Consider the following 19,851-nt stretch of genomic DNA (forward strand, 5'->3'; position numbering starts at 1 on the left):
ATGGGACCTTGAACGAAAGGGCATGAAGACAGCGCCGCCGATGCATCCTCCCGGCGGGAAGCCGGCGCGAGACCAGGGCCGATGCCATGTCAGGCACCCCGTGGTCTGCGCCCATCGAAAGTCAGCGCTGTGGTGAATCCAAAGGCGTAGGAGTCATGACCCCCGACGCCTGTCGCAAGAGCGCTGGATCAGTTGCCGGCTTGCTTGACCGACGGCAGCTTCGAAACCAGGCGCAGCGAAACAGTCAGGCCTTCGAGTTGGTAGTGCGGACGCAGGAAGAACTTGGAGGTGTAGTAACCCGGGTTGCCCTCGACCTCTTCCACTTGCACTTCGGCAGCCGCCAGCGGCTTGCGGGCCTTGGTTTCCTGCGACGAGTTGGCTGGATCGCCATCGACGTAATTCATGATCCAGTCGTTCAGCCACAGCTCCATGTCGGAGCGCTCCTTGAACGAGCCGATCTTGTCGCGCACGATGCACTTGAGGTAGTGCGCAAAGCGGCAGCAGGCGAACATGTAAGGCAGGCGCGCGGACAGATTGGCGTTGGCCGTGGCGTCGGCGTCATAGTACTCGGCCGGCTTGTTCAGCGACTGCGCACCGATGAATGCGGCCACATCGGAGTTCTTGCGGTGCACCAGGGGCATGAAGCCGTTCTTGGCGAGCTCCGCTTCGCGGCGGTCGCTGATGGCGATTTCGGTCGGGCACTTCATGTCCACGCCACCATCGTCCGTCGGGAAGGTGTGGGCAGGCAGGTTGTCCACCGCACCGCCGGACTCGACGCCGCGGATGGACGTGCACCAGCCGTAGTACTTGAACGAGCGGTTGATGTTCACGGCCATCGCATAGGCCGAGTTGGCCCAGCAATACTTGCTGTGATCGCCGCTGGCGGTTTCCTCTTCGAAATCGAATTCGTCCACCGGGTTGGTCTTGGCGCCGTAGGGAAGGCGCGCCAGGAAACGCGGCATGGCCAGGCCGATGTACTTCGAATCATCGGACTCGCGCAGGCTGCGCCAGGCGGCGTACTCGGTGTTGGTGAAGATCTTCGTCAGGTCGCGGGGATTGGCCAGTTCCTGCCAGGATTCCATCTGCATCATGGCGGGCGAGGCGCCGGAAATGAAGGGGCAATGCGCCGCGGCGGACACCTTGGCCAGTTCGCCCAGCAATTCCACATCGGTCGGGCTGTGGTCGAAGTGGTAGTCGCCGACCAGGCAGCCGAAGGGCTCGCCACCGAACTGACCGTATTCCTCTTCGTACACCTTCTTGAAGATGGGGCTCTGATCCCAGCCCACTCCCTTGTAGCGCCGCATGTTGCGATGCAGTTCCTTCTTGGAGATGTTCATCACGCGGATCTTGAGCATCTCGTCCACTTCGGTGTTGTGGACCAGATGGTGCAGACCGCGCCATGCGCCTTCCAGTTGCTGGAATTCGCTGTGGTGAATGATCTGGTTCACCTGCTCGGACAGCTTGCGGTCGATTTCCGCAATGATGGCCTGCACCGTTTGATAGGCGTCATCTGACAGCGTCGCGGAGGCCGCCAGGGCCTGCTGCGCCAAGGTCTGTACCGCGGCTTCGACGGCCTCGCGTGCCTGATCGGTCTTGGGCTTGAATTCTTTTTGCAGCAGCGAAGCGAATTCGTTGCCTTCGAGTGTCTGGGCGGCTGGTGCCGCTTCCATTTGGCGTGCGTTCATGGTCGGGTCACTCCTCGCTTATTTCACGTCCGTCGATGGTTCAGCGCTGTCGGCCGGCTTGGGCATGGCGGCGAGCGATTTGAGCAATGCCGGATCCTTCAAGACCTTGCTGATCAATTCTTCGGCCCCTTGCTTGCCGTCCATGTACGACAGCAGGTTGTGCAACTGCGTGCGTGCCTCGAGCATGGAATTGAGCGCACCGACCTTGCGGGCGATGGCCGCGGGGGAAAAATCCTCCATGCTGTCGAACGTGAGTTCGATGTGCAGGCGACCATCGCCGGTCAGGGTATTGGGCACGTTGAAAGAGACGCGGGGCTTGATGGACTTCATCCGCGCATCGAAATTATCGATGTCGATTTCCAGGAATTTGCGGTCGGCAATCTCCGGCAACGCTTCGACAGGCTTGCCGGACAAGTCGGCCATCACGCCCATCACAAACGGGATCTGCACTTTCTTTTCAGAGCCGTAGATTTCCACGTCGTATTCGATCTGGACCCGGGGCGCGCGATTGCGAGCGATGAATTTCTGACCACTCTTGCCCGTTTTGCTCAGTGTCATGATGTAACTTCTCTTTTCCTAGGATTTATAAAACGTGAGCGTAGGGTCTTGTGAAGGCATCGCAATTACAACGACTTCGCAACAACACCAACTTACAAATTCATAACAAAATGGAACACCCATTTGTTTGGGCGCGCCGTCTCACCGTTCTTGGTCGGCTGGATTACTACCCTGCTACTGGAACATACCGCAGAGAGGGTCCGCGGATCCAGGCTCAAACCCATGAATGGAACTTTGGACAGGCTGCAGTATCCGCACTGCGCTCCGTCCCGCAAGTATCTCCAGCCCTTCGCGACTAAATGCTACAAAACGTTTACAGAGGGCTCTTCACCCCAGTGATATTTTCCACTTGGGCCACGCTGTCTGGAGACAGTTCGCGAAGAATGTCCAGAAAATCCAGGCCCATCAGCCGCACGGCCCTTCGGATCAGCAAGGGAGCAGGATTGGTAGGCTCGGTGCGTTCCAGAAATTCAGCAATCTCCATCAGGCGCGACACGGCATCGGACCGCGTGCGCAGCGCAAATCCCTGGTTGGCTGCGACAGCCACAAGCGTTTCAGCAGGTACGGCTCCCGCCTCTTCCACCGTGTCCGACACCGGCGCGGCAGCATCGGCATCCTTGGGAATCAGATCGCGAAGCACGCTGAACACGCCGCGAATCTGCTCCAGATCGGGTCGTTGGTCCGCGTCGAGCCGATCGCGGAAGATGGCTTGCATCGAATCGAAAGCCTCGCTGGCCACGACCCATGCGCGGAGCGTCTCGTTGCCCTGCCGCCAGGCGTCGAACACGGCACCACGCAATTGATCCAGCGACATCTTGATGGTGCCATCGGCTGCCGTGCCGCGCGCCAGGGCCTCCGCATCCCGGACATTGATCGCACCCGCAGCAGACCGCAAGAAATCCTGTTGGCGAAGATCCCGCAGTTGCCCGGTGACGTCGTTCAGCGAAGCCACCGCATTCATCCGCATGAAGTGATCGCCGTCTTCCGGCAGCGGATGGAGGTGATCCCAATGCTGGCTGAACATGGCAGACATCAGCTGTACACCCTGGGACATGCCGCGCACGCCCTGCGTGTTGGTCAGGGCTTGGGACAGCTTCGCTACCACCCGGATGTCTTTGGTGCGAGACAGGAGCGCCGTGGAGCGCTTTTCCACGTCACGCCAGTCCGGCGGCTCCGCCGGGATCACGGTCTCGCCGAACTGCTGCTCCGGCTTGCCATTCGCGGCGTTTTCCAGGGCAAGAAACTCGGCGTCGTACGTCAGGTCCTCACCGCAAGGTGGGGCATCGCTGGTGGGCGCCAGCAGGGCGTCAAGATCGATCATTCAAATACCTGTCAGTTCGCATCGAAGATGATCGCTCGGGCTCAATAAAAGAAGAAAGAAGGGCACCGACATGGCTAGGGAGCCTTTTTGAAAAGCCGAGAGAACAGATGGCCATCGAAGGCACCTCCGTGCTCCACCATTTCGCTGCCCCCCGCCGCATCGGACCACCAGACGCTGCGCGCCTGTTGCGAGCGCAAGATATCGCGCCCGGCGCTCCAGGGCCGGCCATTGACGGTGCCGCCACCGGACGATGGGCTCAGCCCCAGGTCCGCCAGGATGCCCGCCATCGAAGGCGCAGCCGCTGGTGCAGGCTTGTCTGCGTGAAACGGCCATGGCAACAAAGAAAGCCGTGCATCCAGTTCTTCCGCAGGCAGGGCCAGCCTGCGGGCCTCGATGATGGCGTCCCGCGTGCCAGAGAAGAACCGCTCCAGCGTCGGGTCGGATACCAAAGCGCTGGTCCGATCGGTGGCGATGGCCACCGCCGTGATGGGATAGCACCGCCCGATGCGGTCCGCACTCGGGGCCAGCACGCCGCACACTGGCAAGGTCTTCCCGCCCAGGCTGGCAATGAAGAACCACAGTGGCGACTGAATAAAGCCAGGCTCCCATTGCCCGGGTCCCTGCGCACGCAGTTGGTCCAGCCCACGGCTCACCCAAGCGTCCCATTCGTCACCGATGGCGCGGGGCATCCTGCGTCCCACGAAATCGCCCTGCCCCGGCAGCTTTCCAAACCAGGAGATGCGGGACTGCACTTGTGGCGATGCTTGACTCACAGGTTGCCAGGACACTCGAACTCCTCCATGGCTTTGAGACGGAAAGGATTCAGCACACTGCCTGTGGTGATTTCGAATCGCAGGCGCCGTCCGTCGATGTTGAAAGCGGCAATGAAGCGCTCGGGTGCGTTGCCGGGAAGAATCTGCGCCCGGTCGAAGAACCGGTGCAATGCCCAGGGCCCCTCGGTGACCAAGCCAGTGTTTTCAGCCCCCGATCCGGTCAATTGCAACCGGACCTGCCCCGTGCCACGAGCTCCCGGCCAGTTCACCGACTTCGGAATCTGAGGTCCATGCTGGTAGCGCAGGACTTCGCCATCAACATCCAGCACCATTTGCGTGATGGCAGCATCCATCTCCAAGGGCTTGATGTCCAGCCGGATCGACGGCGCCTTGCCCCCGGCCCGGAAATAGACATCCCGAATGACGGAGGCACGCTGGAACGAAGCCAGCGCAGCAGAGCCGCCCACGGGCGAACCGTCCACACCCTGCTTGAAGCTCCAGGGATTGGTGGAGATATCGACCATTGGCTGCAGCGTAGTCCGGAAAAATTCATCCATGGTGCCGCCCACGGAGAACAGGCGGGCGAAGTCATCCGTCGTCACATCGCGGCCTGCGCTGCGCGTGAAGGGATAGCGACCCAGGATCGCGCGCCGGCAAAAGGCGCCGATCGTGGCGTTGAGATTTCCGCCCACAGCGGCCCGCACGTCGCGCCCCACGAAAGCCGAAGTGGCTCCCGCCAGATCTTCGTACATGACGTTCAGGGGCGGCGGCACGCGCTTGGCTTCCGTGCGCACCCGCTCCAGCGTGGCGGACAGCGAAGGCGGCACCGTTCCACCGGCACTGACCTGCTGCCGTGCCGATGCGATCACTGCGGCCGCCTCGTTCAGCACCTGCAGGCTGGCAGTCATGGGAGAAGGGCCCGAACCGTTCGAGGTGGCCAGCCGCCGATATTCGCGGAAGCGGAAATCGACCAGATCCGCCTCCAGCGTACCGCTGGAGGTGAGCCCCCCCACATTCACCTGCTTGCCCGTCAGGCGGCTCAACTGCTCCTGCTCTTCCTTGATGCGGTTGATTTTCTCTCCCAGCCAACTGCTGGTTCCTCCCCCTGCAGACGGACGCTGGCCAAGGGTGGTTTCCTTAGCGACGGCGCGAATGAACTGCTCCAGGCTGGAATTGGCGGCAGAGTACAGGCGAGCCTGCTCTCCCGCCTGATCGAGGGAGGCGATGCGCACCGGTCGCACATCGGCCAGGAAGTCCTCCCATAGCTTGGCGTACTCCATCAGGTAAAGCCGCTTGACCTCGAGCGCCAGCTGGCCGGTCAGCACTTCGTTGGCCGTGCTGCGCCGCCCATCGGCCTTGCCCAGCACCCAGCTCTCCTCCTGGGACAACAAGGCCGTGACCTTGGGCAGTTCCTGCGCGAACGCCCCGTAGTACCCGTCATAGGTGAACAGGCCGGAAATACCCTGGGTCAGCGGACGGCCACTGCGGCGGGAGAATACCTGCGGCGCCTCGGGCCCGCTGGCGCGAACCACCGTGAATTCAGGCGGCAAGGAATTGCCCGTCAGCAGCAGTTGCTTGAGCCGGCTGTAGGCCCGTTGGGCTGGTGACATCTGGGCCAGCCGCTGGCGCACTTCGGCCACCAGTTGCTGATCCATCGGCACCGGTGCCACCAGCGCGCGGTCCTGCATCAGATTGTCGAGGTGGTGGGCCAACTGGTTGACCACGCCAGATTGCACCAAGCCAGGCGGAAGAGACGTTTCCCAATCGTTGACCATCCATGCGCGGATGGCCTTGGGATTGAAGCGCTCGGGCTCGTACAGCATCAGGTAGACCTTCAGCGCTTCGAAGCTCGCCTCCGGGTTGCTGGTGGACGTCTGCTGCAGTGACCGGCGCAAATGCCGGGACAGGCGCGGAAGCCAGGCATCTTCGAGCAGGCGCATGTAGGTGGCGTCCGCAGCCGTCTGGACCTTGGGCACCTGCAGCAGGCCCTGGCGCCAGCTCAACGGGGCAGAGTCGCCCTCGTAGCGCTGGCTCACGGCCAGGGTCTCCGCATTGTTCAACAGCGGCAGCAAGCTCACCATGTCTTCCGGGTCGGCGTCGCGGGCGTCGTTGACCGCCTGCTTGAGTGCCGGAACCCGGTCTTTCACTTCTCCGATGTAGGCGACGTTGTTGTCGTGGCTGACGGTCCATGCGACGGTCACGCCGACCAGGGCCAGAACCAGGGCAATCAGCCCTCCGGCCTGGGCAAGGCGCAACTGACGTTCTTTCTTGGCATTGCGGCCGGTCAAACCCGCTTCATTGAACATCACGCCTTTGAGCAGCGTTTCAATGAAATAGCTTTTCCCGCTCTTGGCTCCTACCGAAGCCCCTGCGGGCGAGGGAACCGCGAACCGGCGCGAGAGTGCTGAAAGCACCCGGTCGAACGGCATGCCCTCTTGCGTTCCGCTGGTGAAATACACGCCGCGGAAAAGCGGCTTTTCCTTGAAACGGGACGATGCGAAGATGGTGGAAAGCGTTTCCTGCAACACATCGCGCAAACCGACGAATTGCTGAGGAAGGCCGTAGATCAGCCCCCGTCGCGACAAGTCAGGCTCGGAAAGCAGGCGCTGCGGCAAGAGGCGGTTGATCTGCCCCGCCAGTTCGTCGAACTCAGCACGGAAGCGGGCTGCCGGTTCCTCTTGCACACCCCCTTCGTTGTACGGGCTGGTGAAGCCCCAGACCTGGGCCCGCTCCTCGCGGGTCATGTTGCCGAAGAACTCGTTGAACCCCGCCAGCAAGTCGGTCTTGGTGACCAGCACATACACGGGGAACTTGATGGCGAGCTCTTCGCACAGCTCGCCCAGGCGCATACCAATCAGCCGCGCAAGGCGTTCACGCTCCGCGTCGGTGCTGCTCAGCAACTCCTGAACACTCAACGTGACCAGCACGCCATTGACAGGCTGCCGCCCCCGGAATCGGCGCAGCAAAGACAAGAATCCGCCCCAGGCGGCCTTGTCTTGCGTCTCATCGCTTTCCTGGGTCGTGTAACGTCCTGCGGTGTCCAGAAGCACCGCCTGATCGGTGAACCACCAGTCGCAATTGCGAGTGCCACCCACGCCCCGAATCGAAGCCTTTCCGAACTGCGCCTCCAGCGGAAAATCCAGACCGGAATTGACCAGCGCCGTGGTCTTGCCGGAGCCGGGCGAGCCGATGATCAGATACCAGGGCAACTGGTAGATGTAGCGGCGATTCAGCCGTCCGAACCAGCCTTGTTCCGTTTGTCCAAAGCGCGTCTTGCTCAAAACGCTGATCGCTTCCTTGAAGCGGGTTTCGAGTTCGGCGACTTCTTCTTCCCCTGGACCGGCTTTTTCAGCCGGCCGGTCACCCGTGCCGAACCGGGCCAGTTGGGACAGCAGGCGAGCGTTCATCTGCTTCGCACGCCACCACTGGACCAAAAGCTTCAAGAACCAGAACGCGAAGATCGCAAAGATCAACCAGCCACGGACCTGAGGGCTTTCCAGGGGTTGGTATGGCTTGATGTAGATGAGCGGTCCGATGAACCAGATGACCAAGCTCAAGAGCACCAGCCCCAGCAGGACCAGCGTGAACCGGTTGAACAGGAAATCGAATATCTTGCGGAACATGCTTATTTTTGATTGGTGGCGCCGCCCTGGGGATTTGCACCCGGGGTGAGTTGCAGCTCGCTGTCACGGGTCTGCGGGGCAACATGCAAAACGATCTCCACGCGGCGGTTGAGCGCCCTGCCTTCCGGCGTGGTGTTCGGCGCTACCGGATCGCTTTCTGCACGGCCTTCGGCATGCAACCTGCGCCCGTCGGAGACGCTCTTCATCAGCATCGTGGTGACAGCCTGCGCACGCTCCTGGGACAAATGCCAGTTGGAAGGAAACCGGGCGGTGCGGATGGGAGAGTTGTCGGTGTAGCCATTGACCACGACCTTCCCGGACACCTCGTTCAACGCAGCCGCAATGCGCTCGATCACGCCGACGTACCGAGGCTTGACCACCGTGGCCCCGGCATCGAACAACCCATCGCCGCGCAGGATGATGATGCTTCGATCCGCCAGGTCGTTCACCTCCACCAGACCCTCTCGAATTTCGGGCTCCAGGAACTGGCGCAATCTGGGCTTGGGCGCAGCGGCGATGACGGCAGGGGCCTGCGGAAGCCGGATACCGTTGATTGATGCGAACAGATCGTCGGATCGCGATGCGAGGCGGTAGTTGAACCAGAGAAAGATCAGAAACGCGATCAGCAAGGCCATTGCGGCCGCCACCCAAAAGGGAATCAAGGTCCACGGCGGCACCGCCGCGCGCTGAACGCCACGCCAATGCAGCGACAAGGCGCCGCTGCGGTCCCCCCTCGCCCCTTCGATGACTTGAAGCAGACGGGCCTTGAGGCTCTCCAACTGGCTCTTGCCGTTTTCGACGACGTGGTACCGGCCTTCGAAACCCAGCATCAGGCAGAAATACATCAACTCGATGAGGTCGATGTGCTGGTTGGGCGTCTGCACCAGCTTGGAGAGCAACTGGAAAAACTTCTCGCCTCCCCAGGTTTCGTTGTGCAACGCGACCAGCAGGCTGTATTTGGGCCAGACACCCGAGCCACCCCAAGGGGTCTGCGCCGCCGCTTCGTCGATCGCCGTGCAGATGCAGTACCGGGCACCGATGATGGTCTCCATTGGCACGCCGGTGTTGCCGGCCCGGCTTTCGAATTGCCGGATGTTTTCCAGCAGAAACTGCTGAAATCCACCAGGGTCGCCATTGGTGGCCATGGCCCGGATCTGCGGGATCAGATTGAGCAGCGTGTTGGAGGCAGCCACCAGCGGATTACCGCCGCTGACCACATCTGGAAGCGCTGTTTCGCGCACCGCGCCGCCAGAGGCTTGGGGTGCCGAGGCCCCAGCCCGAGGCGCGGCAGTTCCGGTGCCGGTATCGAAGGCAAATACATTGCCAGAGGTTTGAATGGACATATCGGTTCTTAACGGCGAATGGCCCACATCTCAAGCTGCAGTTCAGGAAACTCGCCGGAGACGTGCAAGGCCAGGCCGCCGGAGTTTTGAAGTTGGCGCCACAGGTCGTGCGCCGTATCCAACTCGAAATACGAGTAACCGGCGTGGTAGGGAATTTCGCGGGGAGCGACCGGCAGGGACCGCAGAGTGACGCCAGGCAAATGCAGATTGACCAAGTCCCGAATGCGCTCCACCGGGCCCAGTTTGATCTGGGTCGGAAAGTGCGCCCGCAGAAACTCCACCGTCGCCTGCGAATGCACCGCCAACACGAAGTCGCAACTGGTCAAGAGCTCGGTGCTCGGGATCAGTGCAACATGCACGCCATACTGGCGTTCCTGCAGTTCGATCTGGATGGCGTTTTGCTCCAGCACCGAAGACAGGCCACGCCGCAGCTCCAGCATCAATGGCAGGAAAGAGCTTCGCAAATCGTCATGGTCATAGGCAGGCATGGGCGCAGGACGCCGCTGGTCGCGCGTGAAAGTGGCCAGTTCGCCCGCCATTTTGAGAAGGTCATCGAACAGCCGCTCCGGATGGATGGCGCGGATCCGAACCCAGTGTTCCACCGCCGGCTCCCAGCGGTTCAGGAACTGGAGCATCAGGAAGTCGCCGACCTCCCCCACGCCGCCACGACCCGGCTGGGTCAAGCGCTCTTCCAACGCTGCGCCACGCTGGCGCAGCAGGCCAAACAGCTCACGGCAGAACACTGCGAGGTTGGACATGTCGGCATTGGTGACGACCGTGGGTATGAAGGTGGGGTCCAACAGCAGCGAGCCATCTGCGCGGCGCTCCACCACCTGCACCAACGGCAGGCTGACCCAGCCATCGGCAATGTCCTGCGATGCACGCAGTGCGAGCTTGATCTGTCCGACCTGCACCTCGGCCGCCTGCGCGCCGACGTCGTTGGAATCCGCCACTTCGATCACTTCTGCGGCATAGCGCACGAGCGCGCTCGGCTCTGACCCCAGGGACACCTCAGCAGCCATGCGCCGGCGCATCGGCAAAGCCAGGTGAATGACCGTGTCTTTGACGTCTTTGCCGATGCTCAATGCGGGCGGAGGCTCGTCGTGATGGGGAAAGCTGAAAGGCGTGCCGTCCGGCAACACCCCTTCGGCAGAGATCAAGCCGATCTTGCCCAGCGCGAGAAGCTCCGTATCCAGGACGAGGCTCGAAAACCCCCAGAAGAAGAACTGCGTGGGCAGCGTGCGTGCCTGCACCAGAAAATCGGTGAATCGATCTTGCTGCTGAAAATGCTGAGGGCGCAAGAACATGCCCTCCGCCCATACGACCTTGCGCTGCCAGACCATGATAGTTACTGCGTTTTTTCTTGGATTTGAACTTTGACGGCGTCCTGGGAGACGGTGACCAGATATCGCACGGGCTTCAGGCGTTCGGTCTCACCCAGCCCCCACCAGCGCCGGCGCATCTCCACCGAATTGGGTGCCGGCGCAGTGGCGCGCCAAGTGCTTTTCTCCAGGTCACGGTAGCCCGCGAAAAATGCAAAGGCACGGACCTCGGCACTTCCCTTGCGCTCGAAGACGCGCCGCTCTCCGGGCACCACCAGAAACTCTTCGCGTCGCACGAAGTCGCTTGCCAGTTGCGCTTCGTCCTTTTCTTGCAGGTCTAGAAAACTGGCCTTGTCGAACGCCGCGGTGGCACGCAATTCGTACATCCGAAGCAAGATAGGCTTGGGAGCGCCATGCACATCGGGATTGAGCTTGGCATCGGCGACCACTTCGAAAATGGCCGGCGGAACGGCAGTAGGGGCTTCCTGGGGGCGATTCATCGAACTGATGACACCGCATCCGGCAAGGCCCAGTACACCGACACCCACGGCCCCTCCGAGCAAAGCACGGCGCAATCCATAAACCCGATCAAGCATCGTCGATTCCTTTGTTGGTAGAACTGTTTTCACAGCCCGTCTTCACTGGGTGACACCCAAATGGCGAATGCGCTGAAGTTGTCCTGATGCGGCTTCCCCTGCGCACGCAGCGTGGCCTCCATGTGCTCCAGCCAATCTTCCGGGTTCTGGCTGAGCCGCAATGCCTCTTCCATATCGTCTTCATGAATGCCTTCCCAAAGCCCATCCGAGCACAGCAGGAAGGCATCTCCTGCAACCAGATCGACGGCCTTGGAAAGCACTGTGGGAGGAATCTGCGACTCGGCCCCGATGGCGCCCGCAAGAACGCTTCGGTTCGGAAGATCCCGAGGGTCCTCGTTGCGATAGACCCCCGCGTGCAGCAGCTGCTGCACCACGCTGTGGTCTTCCGTCATGCGATGCACTCGCTGGTCCCTGAACCAATACAGGCGTGAATCGCCCCAATGCGCCCAGAGCGCACGGCCTTTGGCCAAGTCCAGGCACAGCAGGACCACCGTGGCACTCATGTGTCGGCGAGAAACCGACAACGGTTGCTCCACCGCGACCGTATGCTCGGCCAGCGAAATCAACGAGGCCAGGCCTGCGGGCGCGAACAGCGGGTTGTGGCGAAAGCCATCCAGAACCGCGTTGACCGTCAGCCGCGCAGCCAATCCGCCGTGGCCGTGGCCGCCAGCCCCATCGGCCAATGCGCAGCAAAACCCGCGGCCTCCCACATCCACCATTCCCAGGAAATCGTCATTGGTCGCGCGCGAGCCCCTGTCCGAGAGCGACGCTGCGGTGAGACGGAACCGATACTGATCGCCAACAACATGTGCAATCACAACTTGGCCTTTGCAGCGGCTTCCGCGTTCTCATAGGCTTCCAGGAAAGCCTGGCCAGAAAAGGCGGTGAGATCGTCCTCCGCATCCCGGCGGATGGCATCAAAGTTTTTCTTGTATTCGTCCCACAAAGCCGCCTTGCGGCCGATGGAGGAAACCTTTCCAAGCACCCCGCCGATGGAAGCAGCCTGCTTTTCCAGCTCGACCGGATCAAAGCGCGCCAGCGCCTCGGCATAGGCCGCCCGAATACCGGCCATCAATGCCAACTGGTGCACACACAGGTCCTGGTAGGCGTCCTTCATGGCCGGAACTGGCTGCATGAACCCCGGAAAATTCTGTCCAATCATCTGCATGATGACGCCATCCGGCGTGGGCAAGAACTTCAAGGGGTTGTTGGCACCGGAGGCGATCACCGTGACGCCCGCGCGAAACTCCCGCTTGATCTCGGAGCGGGCTGCCAGCAAGTCAATGGTTCCCTGCACTGCGACACGGAACGCCTCGCCAAAAGATCGCATGAACTCCGGCGTGAGCGTGGGCTCCAGTTTCTTCGGCAACACCCCGGCGCCATCCAGAAAAGCGGTGACCAACGCGCTCAACTCCGCGGGAGGCATGGCCGCCAGTCCTGGCAAGGTAGCCGGTGCAGGAAAGTCGGAAGAAGGCGAAGGCGAAGGCGAGAGTGCAGGTGCAGGTGCAGGTGCAGGTGCAGGTGCAGGTGCAGGCAAATTGGATGGCGGAAGCGGCTCCACAGGTGCCGCAAAGGACATGATTTCTTCCCGGTATTGCCGTGGCCGATCTTCCAAGAAGGCCGGCGGGACTGAACCTTTTTCCAAGACTGGCGACAACGGCTCGATGGGAGGCAGCCAATCGGAATCCGCTGCAAGCACTCCGCCTCCGAAGCTGTCCAGGTTCAGCCCTTCCACCTTGCGAAGGCCTGGCAAAGGCGCTACCACAGGCTCGTTCGGTACCGGTATCGCCAGATCGACAGGCGCGACCTTGGCCTTCGTGGAGGACACCGCCGCATCGACGCTGATGGCCTCGATTCCCAACGCCCCCACAGGAAGACGCTCGTCCATACCGCTTCCAGCAATCGCGCTCTTCGGCATGCTGAAAGCCTGCGATAGATCACATCCAGGCACTGCGAGTGAATTGTCTTGAAGGGCTGGCGTTTCGCGGTCCTGCTGGAACAGACGCAACGGGTCCAACTCGTTGCGGGGTTCAAGCGCCTTGGGCAGGCCTGTATGGGCAGGATTGTCCATCTGATGCTCGAAGCGTCCGGAGACCGGCAACGCTTTCAGCAACTCGTCATGGCGAAGATTGGCGACGTCCGTCAGACTCTTCGTCTGCAAGCCTCCGGCCCAAGGGTCGCCCTTTTGCGCCTGCTTCTTCGGGTCCTGTGCAAACAGATCGAAATCGTCCGGGATGACCAGTGCACGATGCGCAACTGCTGGCGCGCTCCGAGGCAATGGGGTGTCGTCCCATCCGGAAGGCAGCGGCGCAGTGGCAACCCCGGCGGTCGGAGATAGGTCTGCCGGCACTAGAGGCACTTGCAAACCGGCATCCCGAGACGCATCGGAGACCAGAGGCTCGGCTTCCACACCTGAAGGCAGCTCGGCAGTGGCCGCCTCTTCTTGCGGCATCGCCATGAACGCAGGCACGGCCGGCCGTTCTGCATCGGCGGATGCATCTATGGGATTTGAAACCAGGCCCAGGATGGCAAAAGGATTGCTGTCGCCCGCATCCGCCGGGGCTTGCAACTCCTCCAGCAGGCCGCTTGCAGGCGCCTGCGGAGCGGCAGCGGGGGCCTGCAGTGGTGCGACCGGCGCAACGTCTGCTTTGACGGTTGGCGCGAGAGCTTGCGCCGCTGGTGCAGGCAAGGCTTGCCCTGGCAGCAACGCGTACAAGCGATAAGGGCCAATGACCACTTCATCACCGATTGCCAGCGGCACCTCTTCACCAGAGCGTACCTCTTGTCCAGCCACAGTGATGGAGCGGCGCTCGCACAGGTTGGCGATGAAAGCCGCCTCGGACTCCATGCGGACCATCGCATGCACGCGGGCCACACTGGCATCGGAGTCGGGCAGCACCAACTTGTTCTGCCCTCCTCGGCCGATGGTGCCTCCGGCAACGCCGAAAACTGCAGACCAAGTCCGATCTACTGCAAGATCGGCCTGTTGAACGACTCTGAGTTCGACTTTATCCATGGACGGTGCCTGACTGATCCGCTTTGCTTAAGGGGCTTTTCGATTGCTGCGCTGCTTTGCACGGGCTGCCGCAGCGCGCGCCGCATTGAACTCCCGGCCCCAAACGGGGTGCCCCTTTTCCGCCTCGGTCAGTTGAAAGGTGGGATCTTGTTCGAGCGCCAGATCGAAATGCTGGCGGCATTGCCTGAGCCTGCCCATCGCACAGTGGCTGAAAGCGATGAACTTGAGTACTTTCACCTGGGAGGCCAGTGGCAGTTCAGGAGCGCCGATCAAAGGGGTCAACGCAGCAATCGCATCGTCGTAACGACCATCTGCGTACACATCCAAAGCACGCGCCAGCGCTTGTTCCTTGGCTGCCACCGGATCTTGCTTGGCAGGTTCAGGCACTGCAGGCTGCTGGGTTGCGGCATCCGCTCCCGGCGTCGCCGCGCCCTGAGGGGGCGTCTGGCAGGCAGTCAGCAACAGGCCGAGCATGCACTGGCCAACAATCAAAGGAAATCTATATTTCATGCTACCTCGCATCAAAATCATGTTCGATGGTGAACGTTTCACCATCGATGACCGTGATCACTTTCTTAACGGTTTCAAAGCCTGGATTAGACAACTCCAGCGAATGGGAGCCAGCCGGCAACTTCAACTGTGTCAACGGAGGACTCACCCCCATCGCCTTGCCATCGACTTGCACTTGGCCCCAGGGCGACAGCCGAATGCGGACATTGAATGCGGCGTCTTTCTCTGCGGTCTTGAACAGCGAGCTGACCGGCACGGAATTCGATGTCTGAGCGGCAGTCACCCGGGATGCGGGAACCGCGGCTGCGGCGACCGCATCCGCGGCACGGGCAGTGCCCGGTGTTGTCCCAGGGTCTGCAGAGGCATCCAGCACCGGTTTACCGCAGCGGGTGGCCCATCGTGCCTGCGAACGGAAATAAGCGCTGCGCCAGGGCGTGTTGTTGAGTTCATAACCATCGATCTTGAAGGAAGGGCGTACCGCGAACGCCGCGTCGAATTCCGATTCGCAGCGCTTGCCCTCTCCGTTCGTGCAATAGATGAATGCCAAATACTTATGCGCTGACGCGCGCTCCTGTCCATCCGGAAGGCCGGCAAACAGGGCCGATTGAAAAGCTCGCTCGGCGGTCTGAAAGTCTTTGGCGTCAAACAGCGCAATGCCTTGACCCAAATATTGCCGCCCGGTGTTGACCGGGGCCGTTTCAGCCCTGCTTGGTGCAGCCTTTTCGTCGCAATCTGCAGCGGCGTGGAGCAACGGCGCGTGAATCAGCGCCACCAGACAAGCAACGCGTCCAAGCGCAATGAATGGCCTGAAATGCATCATTCGAACTTGTGCGTTAAAACGACCGACTCGCCCTTTTTCACCAACACCATCTGTGTCACGGTGGGTGCCACCGGGTTGGAGATGTCGATGCGGTGAAGCCCCTCGGACAGGGTCAACTGGGTCAATGGTGGAGTCGTTCCTGCAGGAACCCTGTCGACGGACACGTTCCCCCATGGCATGACACGCAAAATAATCTTGCCTTTGTTCTCGGCATCTGCCGTGCGGGTCGCCTGCGCAGGCACACGCGCCGCCTCTTCAGGCGTGGGCAGAGCACTCGGCGCTGCCGGGGCCGAAGCAGCCGGCGTCGGCACGGATGCGGGAGGCACCTTCGCGGGCGCAACATCCGCCACCACCATGGGTGCCGATGCGGCGACCACGGGCGCCGAAGCCGGGGCCTGCTGCGCCACGGGAGTGGAGGCCGGCGCCACGGCCGACGTCAGCGCAGCGATTCGCTCTTCGGCTTCAGCACGGTGCGCACCATTGGGAAAAAGACTCAAATAGGTCCGCAACGAATCGGGCGTATTGATGCGGGCGGCCAGCAGCCACTGGTCCGATTCCTGGGCATCCTGGGCCACGGCCGCTGTCTTTGCGGCGTCATCACCGCTGGTGATCCACCATGCGCCGCCTGCCACAACAACCAACGCAGCGAAGCCCAATGCAGGAATCAGCCACACGGGGCGCTTGGTGGGCGGGGTGTGCCCGGCACCTTGCTGGCTGGCTGCAGGCTTGGTTTTCCGGGAATGCGCTTTGGCAGATGACTCTGCAGAGGGCGATGGCGGCGCATGCACCGGCGCACTGGCAGCCTTGGAGGGCCGAACTTCGGTGGATGGGCGGTGCTGGTTCGTGGTATCCAAGCCGGACACAACGGGGGCATGTGCCTCGCTAGGGACGGCGCCATGCCGCGCATCGGCGTGATGAGCGACCGGCGCAACGGCCTCTGCAGGAAGCTGCGGTGCGGTAAATGCCGCCGGAGCCGCGACCGCCGATGGGACGTGCACGGGCGCATCCATCGAAGGATCACTTTCCTCGGCCGCACTGAGACCCATCAAACCGGAGCTGGGCCACGACAAGGTGACCGTCTTCAAACCCAGGAGGTGCCGCAGATCGCCGATGGACTGCGGGCGGTCCTGGGGTTTGATCGCCAAAGCGTGGTGCACGCCACTGAGGAATCTGGCACTGAAACCTGGACAGTTTTCAGGCACGAGGGTGGACACCGGATCGTTGATCATCCGAGCCACCGACGTCGCGGGCGGGCGACCGGTGATCGAGAGATAAAGCAACGCGCCCAACTGGTAGATATCCGTCCAGGCGCCTTGAGGCATGGCGCCGTCATCGACGTACTGTTCGATGGGCGCAAAGCCCGGCTTCAAGACCATGGTCAGGGCCTGGGTCATGTCCCCGATAATTCGACGCGCTGCACCGAAATCCAGCAGCACCGGCATGCCGGAAGATTGCAGGAAGATGTTGTCCGGCGCGATGTCCCGGTGATAGCAGTCCGCAGCGTGCAACATCTCCAGCACATCGAGGATGGGGGCGATGATGGTCGACAGCCATTGTTCGTCCATGGCCTTCGGCTGCTGGTTCAAAAACGTCCGGAAAGTCTGGCCTTCGTAATACTGCATGACCATGTATGCAGTACCGTTCGCCTCAAAGAAGCGATAGACATGCACCAGCGCAGGATGCGAGAACTTCGCCAACAGACGCGCTTCGTTGATGAAACTGCGCAGCCCCGCATCGAAAGCACCGCGGTGCTGGGAGCGGACGTGGATCTGATTGGACTCCTTGCGGCCCGCCAACGTCGATGGCATGTACTCCTTGATCGCCACGATGCGATCAAGACTCAAGTCTCTGGCCCGGTAGACGATGCCAAAGCCGCCCTCTCCAATGACATCGCTCAGTCGGTATTCACCAACCTGGACACCGGGAGCCAGGCAGTTCGCCGAACCACTTATTTCCTTGTGCATGTTTTCACGCTTTTGCGCATCTATGTCGTGGAAGTTGAAGAACGAATCAAGTCAACTCTGAGTGCCCTGCGCACCGAGCCCCAAGGCAGAGATGAAAAGCAGGGGCACTTGCCGCCAAACAGGCCAAGCGGGATTGTGGACGGGGTTCCTGCACGCACGACCCGGGTCTAGCCCTGGCGTGCTGCCGCAGCATCATAGAACAGCGATAGGCCCGGGACGCTGTAGACCCCTCAGATCGCAGCATCCAAAACAAGACCCCTTGCCATCACGCCCATTTTTTGGAAGTGGCGAGTCTACCTTCACATGCGGTAAACCCGTTACCTATTGAAGCCAATTCAAACCACAAAACAAATTGTTTCTTCTGTTTCTTTGGGGCGCCAATTAGTCCGAACTTGTATCACCGAAATGACACGCTGCACTCTTATGATCGCCGGCAGATAAACAGATCACGGATCGGCATCGCAATCGCGGTCCAGAGGGAGATCGCCCGCACAGGCATTTATCTTCTCCTCTTGCTGCCTTTCTACACAGTGACTGTTTCTTCAGGTCAGCGCGTCCCGTCTGTTGAAGGGCCCGCAGACTTTTCATTGACTTTGCGTACCAAACATCGCAACTACAGGAGAAGCAATAATGTCAGTCGATATGTTCATGAAGGTCGAAGGCGCCAGCGGTGAGTCGCAAGACTCCAACCACAAGGGCTGGACTGACATCAACTCGTTCACCTGGGGTGCCACCCAGCCGAACTCCATGGCCAGCGGCGGTGGTGCCGGCGCCGGCAAGGTCACCTTCCATGACCTGAATATCGTGGCCTCCATCGACAAGTGCTATCCGGCCGTGCTCAAGCACTGCTCCACCGGCAAGCACTTGGGCCAAGTGGAAATCTCTCTTTGCAAGGCCGGCGGCACGCAAATCGAATTCGGCAAGATCACCCTGACCGATGTGATGGTGACCAGCGTGACCGTCAGCGGCACCGACGGCAGCGACTCTGTCCTGGTGAACTATGCCTTCCAGGCAGCCAAGGTCAAGACCCAGTACTGGGAACAAACCAACCAAGGCGGCAAGGGTGCGGAAAGCCAAATGGGCTTCAACATCAAGGAAAACAAGGAAGCCTAATACGCTTCTTGACCAACAAAAAAAGCCACATTCGTGTGGCTTTTTTTATGGCTTGCTTTTTTCTTCGACGATCCATTATTCGGAGTCGAACCCAACTTATCGTAGGCTATATCCATACACGCCTGACCGTTATAAATTGCGCCCCGAATGAAAGTCAAAGACGCAAATCAGAACCAACCGCCAGCGGTTTAGATGCCCCTGGCAATGGGACATTCGCTCCATATGTCATCGAGGGGCCGCCAGTTCACTCCCACTCCATCATCAACAGGCCATCCAAACCCGCATGGTTAAAGGACTTGGCTGTGATCGACATAGGTCTTTACCGTCGTTTTTACCGTCAGAAGCGCATATCTTTTGCTGGCGCGGGAGATGGAGCGATTCTTGAGGAAGCGACGTTTTCAAAGCCATCATCAATCAGGTAGAAGGATACCTAAAGATGGCCCTGTTCCCAAGAGCATCATGTCGGAGATCGGTGCCACGACTGCGTCCGACCTGTATTGACGGCGGGCAGCATTGGCCATCGAAGCTTCGTGAACAGAGACAGATCAGAGCATGACAGACTCAGCCACAAACGCGATTGCCTGCCTCGGGTGGGGCTCCCTCGTCTGGGACCCTCGCGACTTGCCCTGTCGTGGAGGCTGGCACAACGACGGCCCCTCACTGCCGGTCGAGTTTGCGCGCGAGTCCGGCGCGAAAAAGAATCAGCGAGGCGACAAGATTACGCTGGTCATCTGTCCCGAGTCCGCGCGTGTACGGACCTACTGGATCTTGCTTGATGTACCAGATCTCACAGCTGCACGAAAATGCCTTGCCACGCGCGAAGGCATTCCCAAAAACTGGGAAACCGACATCGGCTTTGCCGATTGTGTCAGCGGCCAGACGCAGGGGCTGGAAGCCGACACGATCACAACTTGGGGGTCCACCATTGGTCTAGCCGGCGTTGTCTGGACAAACCTACCCTGCAAGTTCAATGGTCAGCCGGTGATGCCCAGCGAAGCCGAGGTCATTGCATTCCTGCGGGCTTTGGATGGCACCAATCGCGCACCTGCGGAGCGATATGTCCGCCAAGCCCCTACCCAGATCGACACGCTTTATAGGCAAGCGATCGAACGGGAACTCGGGTGGCTCCGTCACTGCTGAGCATGACCACCATGCGCACCCGTCAACGGCATGCGCACCCCCTCCCCTGCCACTGCCAAGTACGGTG

General features: G+C 60.9%; 16 protein-coding genes. 3 read left to right on the plus strand and 13 right to left on the minus strand.

The genetic code is table 11. The features are described 5' to 3' along the window. Window positions 1-188: 188 nt before the first annotated feature. The 13 genes from tssC to AVMA1855_RS09525 form a co-directional block, all read right to left on the minus strand. A complete protein-coding gene (gene tssC / locus AVMA1855_RS09465) occupies window positions 189-1,685 on the minus strand; it encodes a type VI secretion system contractile sheath large subunit (RefSeq protein ID WP_272563858.1) in 1,497 nt (498 codons plus the stop codon). 18 nt (window positions 1,686-1,703) lie between these two features. After that, the gene (gene tssB, locus AVMA1855_RS09470; protein WP_272563859.1) at window positions 1,704-2,243 is read right to left on the minus strand and encodes a type VI secretion system contractile sheath small subunit; all 540 of its coding nucleotides are present in this window, start codon (window positions 2,241-2,243) and stop codon (window positions 1,704-1,706) included. 313 nt (window positions 2,244-2,556) lie between these two features. Next, entirely contained in the window at window positions 2,557-3,564 is a 1,008-nt protein-coding gene (gene tssA / locus AVMA1855_RS09475) for a type VI secretion system protein TssA (protein ID WP_284425505.1), read from the minus strand. Between the two features lie 74 nt (window positions 3,565-3,638). Then, window positions 3,639-4,352 carry a type VI secretion system-associated protein TagF gene (tagF, locus tag AVMA1855_RS09480; RefSeq protein WP_349817098.1) on the minus strand — a complete coding sequence of 238 codons (714 nt, stop codon included), beginning with the start codon at window positions 4,350-4,352 and terminating at the stop codon, window positions 3,639-3,641. Next, entirely contained in the window at window positions 4,334-7,960 is a 3,627-nt protein-coding gene (gene tssM / locus AVMA1855_RS09485) for a type VI secretion system membrane subunit TssM (RefSeq protein WP_284425506.1), read from the minus strand. The genes tagF and tssM overlap by 19 nt, the downstream gene beginning before the upstream one ends. A gap of 2 nt (window positions 7,961-7,962) precedes the next feature. Beyond that, a complete protein-coding gene (locus AVMA1855_RS09490; protein WP_284425507.1) occupies window positions 7,963-9,303 on the minus strand; it encodes a DotU family type VI secretion system protein in 1,341 nt (446 codons plus the stop codon). A gap of 8 nt (window positions 9,304-9,311) precedes the next feature. Continuing rightward, window positions 9,312-10,646, minus strand: a complete 1,335-nt coding sequence (gene tssK, locus AVMA1855_RS09495; RefSeq protein ID WP_284402176.1) for a type VI secretion system baseplate subunit TssK — start codon at window positions 10,644-10,646, stop codon at window positions 9,312-9,314. Window positions 10,647-10,651: 5 nt separating this feature from the next. After that, window positions 10,652-11,221 carry a type VI secretion system lipoprotein TssJ gene (gene tssJ / locus AVMA1855_RS09500; RefSeq protein ID WP_284402179.1) on the minus strand — a complete coding sequence of 190 codons (570 nt, stop codon included), beginning with the start codon at window positions 11,219-11,221 and terminating at the stop codon, window positions 10,652-10,654. 29 nt (window positions 11,222-11,250) lie between these two features. Beyond that, window positions 11,251-12,039 carry a PP2C family protein-serine/threonine phosphatase gene (locus AVMA1855_RS09505; RefSeq protein ID WP_272563866.1) on the minus strand — a complete coding sequence of 263 codons (789 nt, stop codon included), beginning with the start codon at window positions 12,037-12,039 and terminating at the stop codon, window positions 11,251-11,253. Continuing rightward, window positions 12,036-14,237: a type VI secretion system-associated FHA domain protein TagH gene (tagH, locus tag AVMA1855_RS09510; RefSeq protein WP_284425508.1), complete on the minus strand. Its 2,202-nt coding sequence runs from the start codon at window positions 14,235-14,237 to the stop codon at window positions 12,036-12,038. The genes AVMA1855_RS09505 and tagH overlap by 4 nt, the downstream gene beginning before the upstream one ends. 27 nt (window positions 14,238-14,264) lie before the next feature. Continuing rightward, entirely contained in the window at window positions 14,265-14,747 is a 483-nt protein-coding gene (locus AVMA1855_RS09515) for a TssQ family T6SS-associated lipoprotein (protein WP_284406363.1), read from the minus strand. A gap of 1 nt (window position 14,748) precedes the next feature. After that, complete coding sequence (locus AVMA1855_RS09520) at window positions 14,749-15,567, minus strand: PEGA domain-containing protein (RefSeq protein ID WP_284425509.1); 819 nt, start codon at window positions 15,565-15,567, stop codon at window positions 14,749-14,751. Next, window positions 15,564-17,531: a serine/threonine protein kinase gene (locus AVMA1855_RS09525; protein ID WP_284425510.1), complete on the minus strand. Its 1,968-nt coding sequence runs from the start codon at window positions 17,529-17,531 to the stop codon at window positions 15,564-15,566. The genes AVMA1855_RS09520 and AVMA1855_RS09525 overlap by 4 nt, the downstream gene beginning before the upstream one ends. A 630-nt stretch (window positions 17,532-18,161) precedes the next feature. On the opposite strand from AVMA1855_RS09525, the gene AVMA1855_RS09530 reads away from it, so the two are divergent. The 3 genes from AVMA1855_RS09530 (at window position 18,162) to AVMA1855_RS09540 (ending at window position 19,784) form a co-directional block, all read left to right on the plus strand. Then, window positions 18,162-18,644: an Hcp family type VI secretion system effector gene (locus AVMA1855_RS09530; protein ID WP_272563871.1), complete on the plus strand. Its 483-nt coding sequence runs from the start codon at window positions 18,162-18,164 to the stop codon at window positions 18,642-18,644. Window positions 18,645-18,652: 8 nt separating this feature from the next. After that, window positions 18,653-19,066, plus strand: a complete 414-nt coding sequence (locus AVMA1855_RS09535; protein WP_284425511.1) for a hypothetical protein — start codon at window positions 18,653-18,655, stop codon at window positions 19,064-19,066. Window positions 19,067-19,196: 130 nt separating this feature from the next. Next, window positions 19,197-19,784: a hypothetical protein gene (locus AVMA1855_RS09540; protein ID WP_284425512.1), complete on the plus strand. Its 588-nt coding sequence runs from the start codon at window positions 19,197-19,199 to the stop codon at window positions 19,782-19,784. Window positions 19,785-19,851 lie beyond the last annotated feature (67 nt).

This window comes from Acidovorax sp. SUPP1855, from assembly GCF_030158955.1.
Taxonomy (GTDB): domain Bacteria; phylum Pseudomonadota; class Gammaproteobacteria; order Burkholderiales; family Burkholderiaceae_C; genus Paracidovorax.

Coding starts and splice junctions, on each gene's coding strand:
- tssC (WP_272563858.1), bottom strand. CDS start 1,685: ATGAACGCACGCCAAATGGAAGCGGCACCAGCCGCCCAGACACTCGAA.
- tssB (WP_272563859.1), bottom strand. CDS start 2,243: ATGACACTGAGCAAAACGGGCAAGAGTGGTCAGAAATTCATCGCTCGC.
- tssA (WP_284425505.1), bottom strand. CDS start 3,564: ATGATCGATCTTGACGCCCTGCTGGCGCCCACCAGCGATGCCCCACCT.
- tssM (WP_284425506.1), bottom strand. CDS start 7,960: ATGTTCCGCAAGATATTCGATTTCCTGTTCAACCGGTTCACGCTGGTC.
- AVMA1855_RS09490 (WP_284425507.1), bottom strand. CDS start 9,303: ATGTCCATTCAAACCTCTGGCAATGTATTTGCCTTCGATACCGGCACC.
- tssK (WP_284402176.1), bottom strand. CDS start 10,646: ATGGTCTGGCAGCGCAAGGTCGTATGGGCGGAGGGCATGTTCTTGCGC.
- tssJ (WP_284402179.1), bottom strand. CDS start 11,221: ATGCTTGATCGGGTTTATGGATTGCGCCGTGCTTTGCTCGGAGGGGCC.
- tagH (WP_284425508.1), bottom strand. CDS start 14,237: ATGGATAAAGTCGAACTCAGAGTCGTTCAACAGGCCGATCTTGCAGTA.
- AVMA1855_RS09515 (WP_284406363.1), bottom strand. CDS start 14,747: ATGAAATATAGATTTCCTTTGATTGTTGGCCAGTGCATGCTCGGCCTG.
- AVMA1855_RS09520 (WP_284425509.1), bottom strand. CDS start 15,567: ATGATGCATTTCAGGCCATTCATTGCGCTTGGACGCGTTGCTTGTCTG.
- AVMA1855_RS09525 (WP_284425510.1), bottom strand. CDS start 17,531: ATGCACAAGGAAATAAGTGGTTCGGCGAACTGCCTGGCTCCCGGTGTC.
- AVMA1855_RS09530 (WP_272563871.1), top strand. CDS start 18,162: ATGTCAGTCGATATGTTCATGAAGGTCGAAGGCGCCAGCGGTGAGTCG.
- AVMA1855_RS09540 (WP_284425512.1), top strand. CDS start 19,197: ATGACAGACTCAGCCACAAACGCGATTGCCTGCCTCGGGTGGGGCTCC.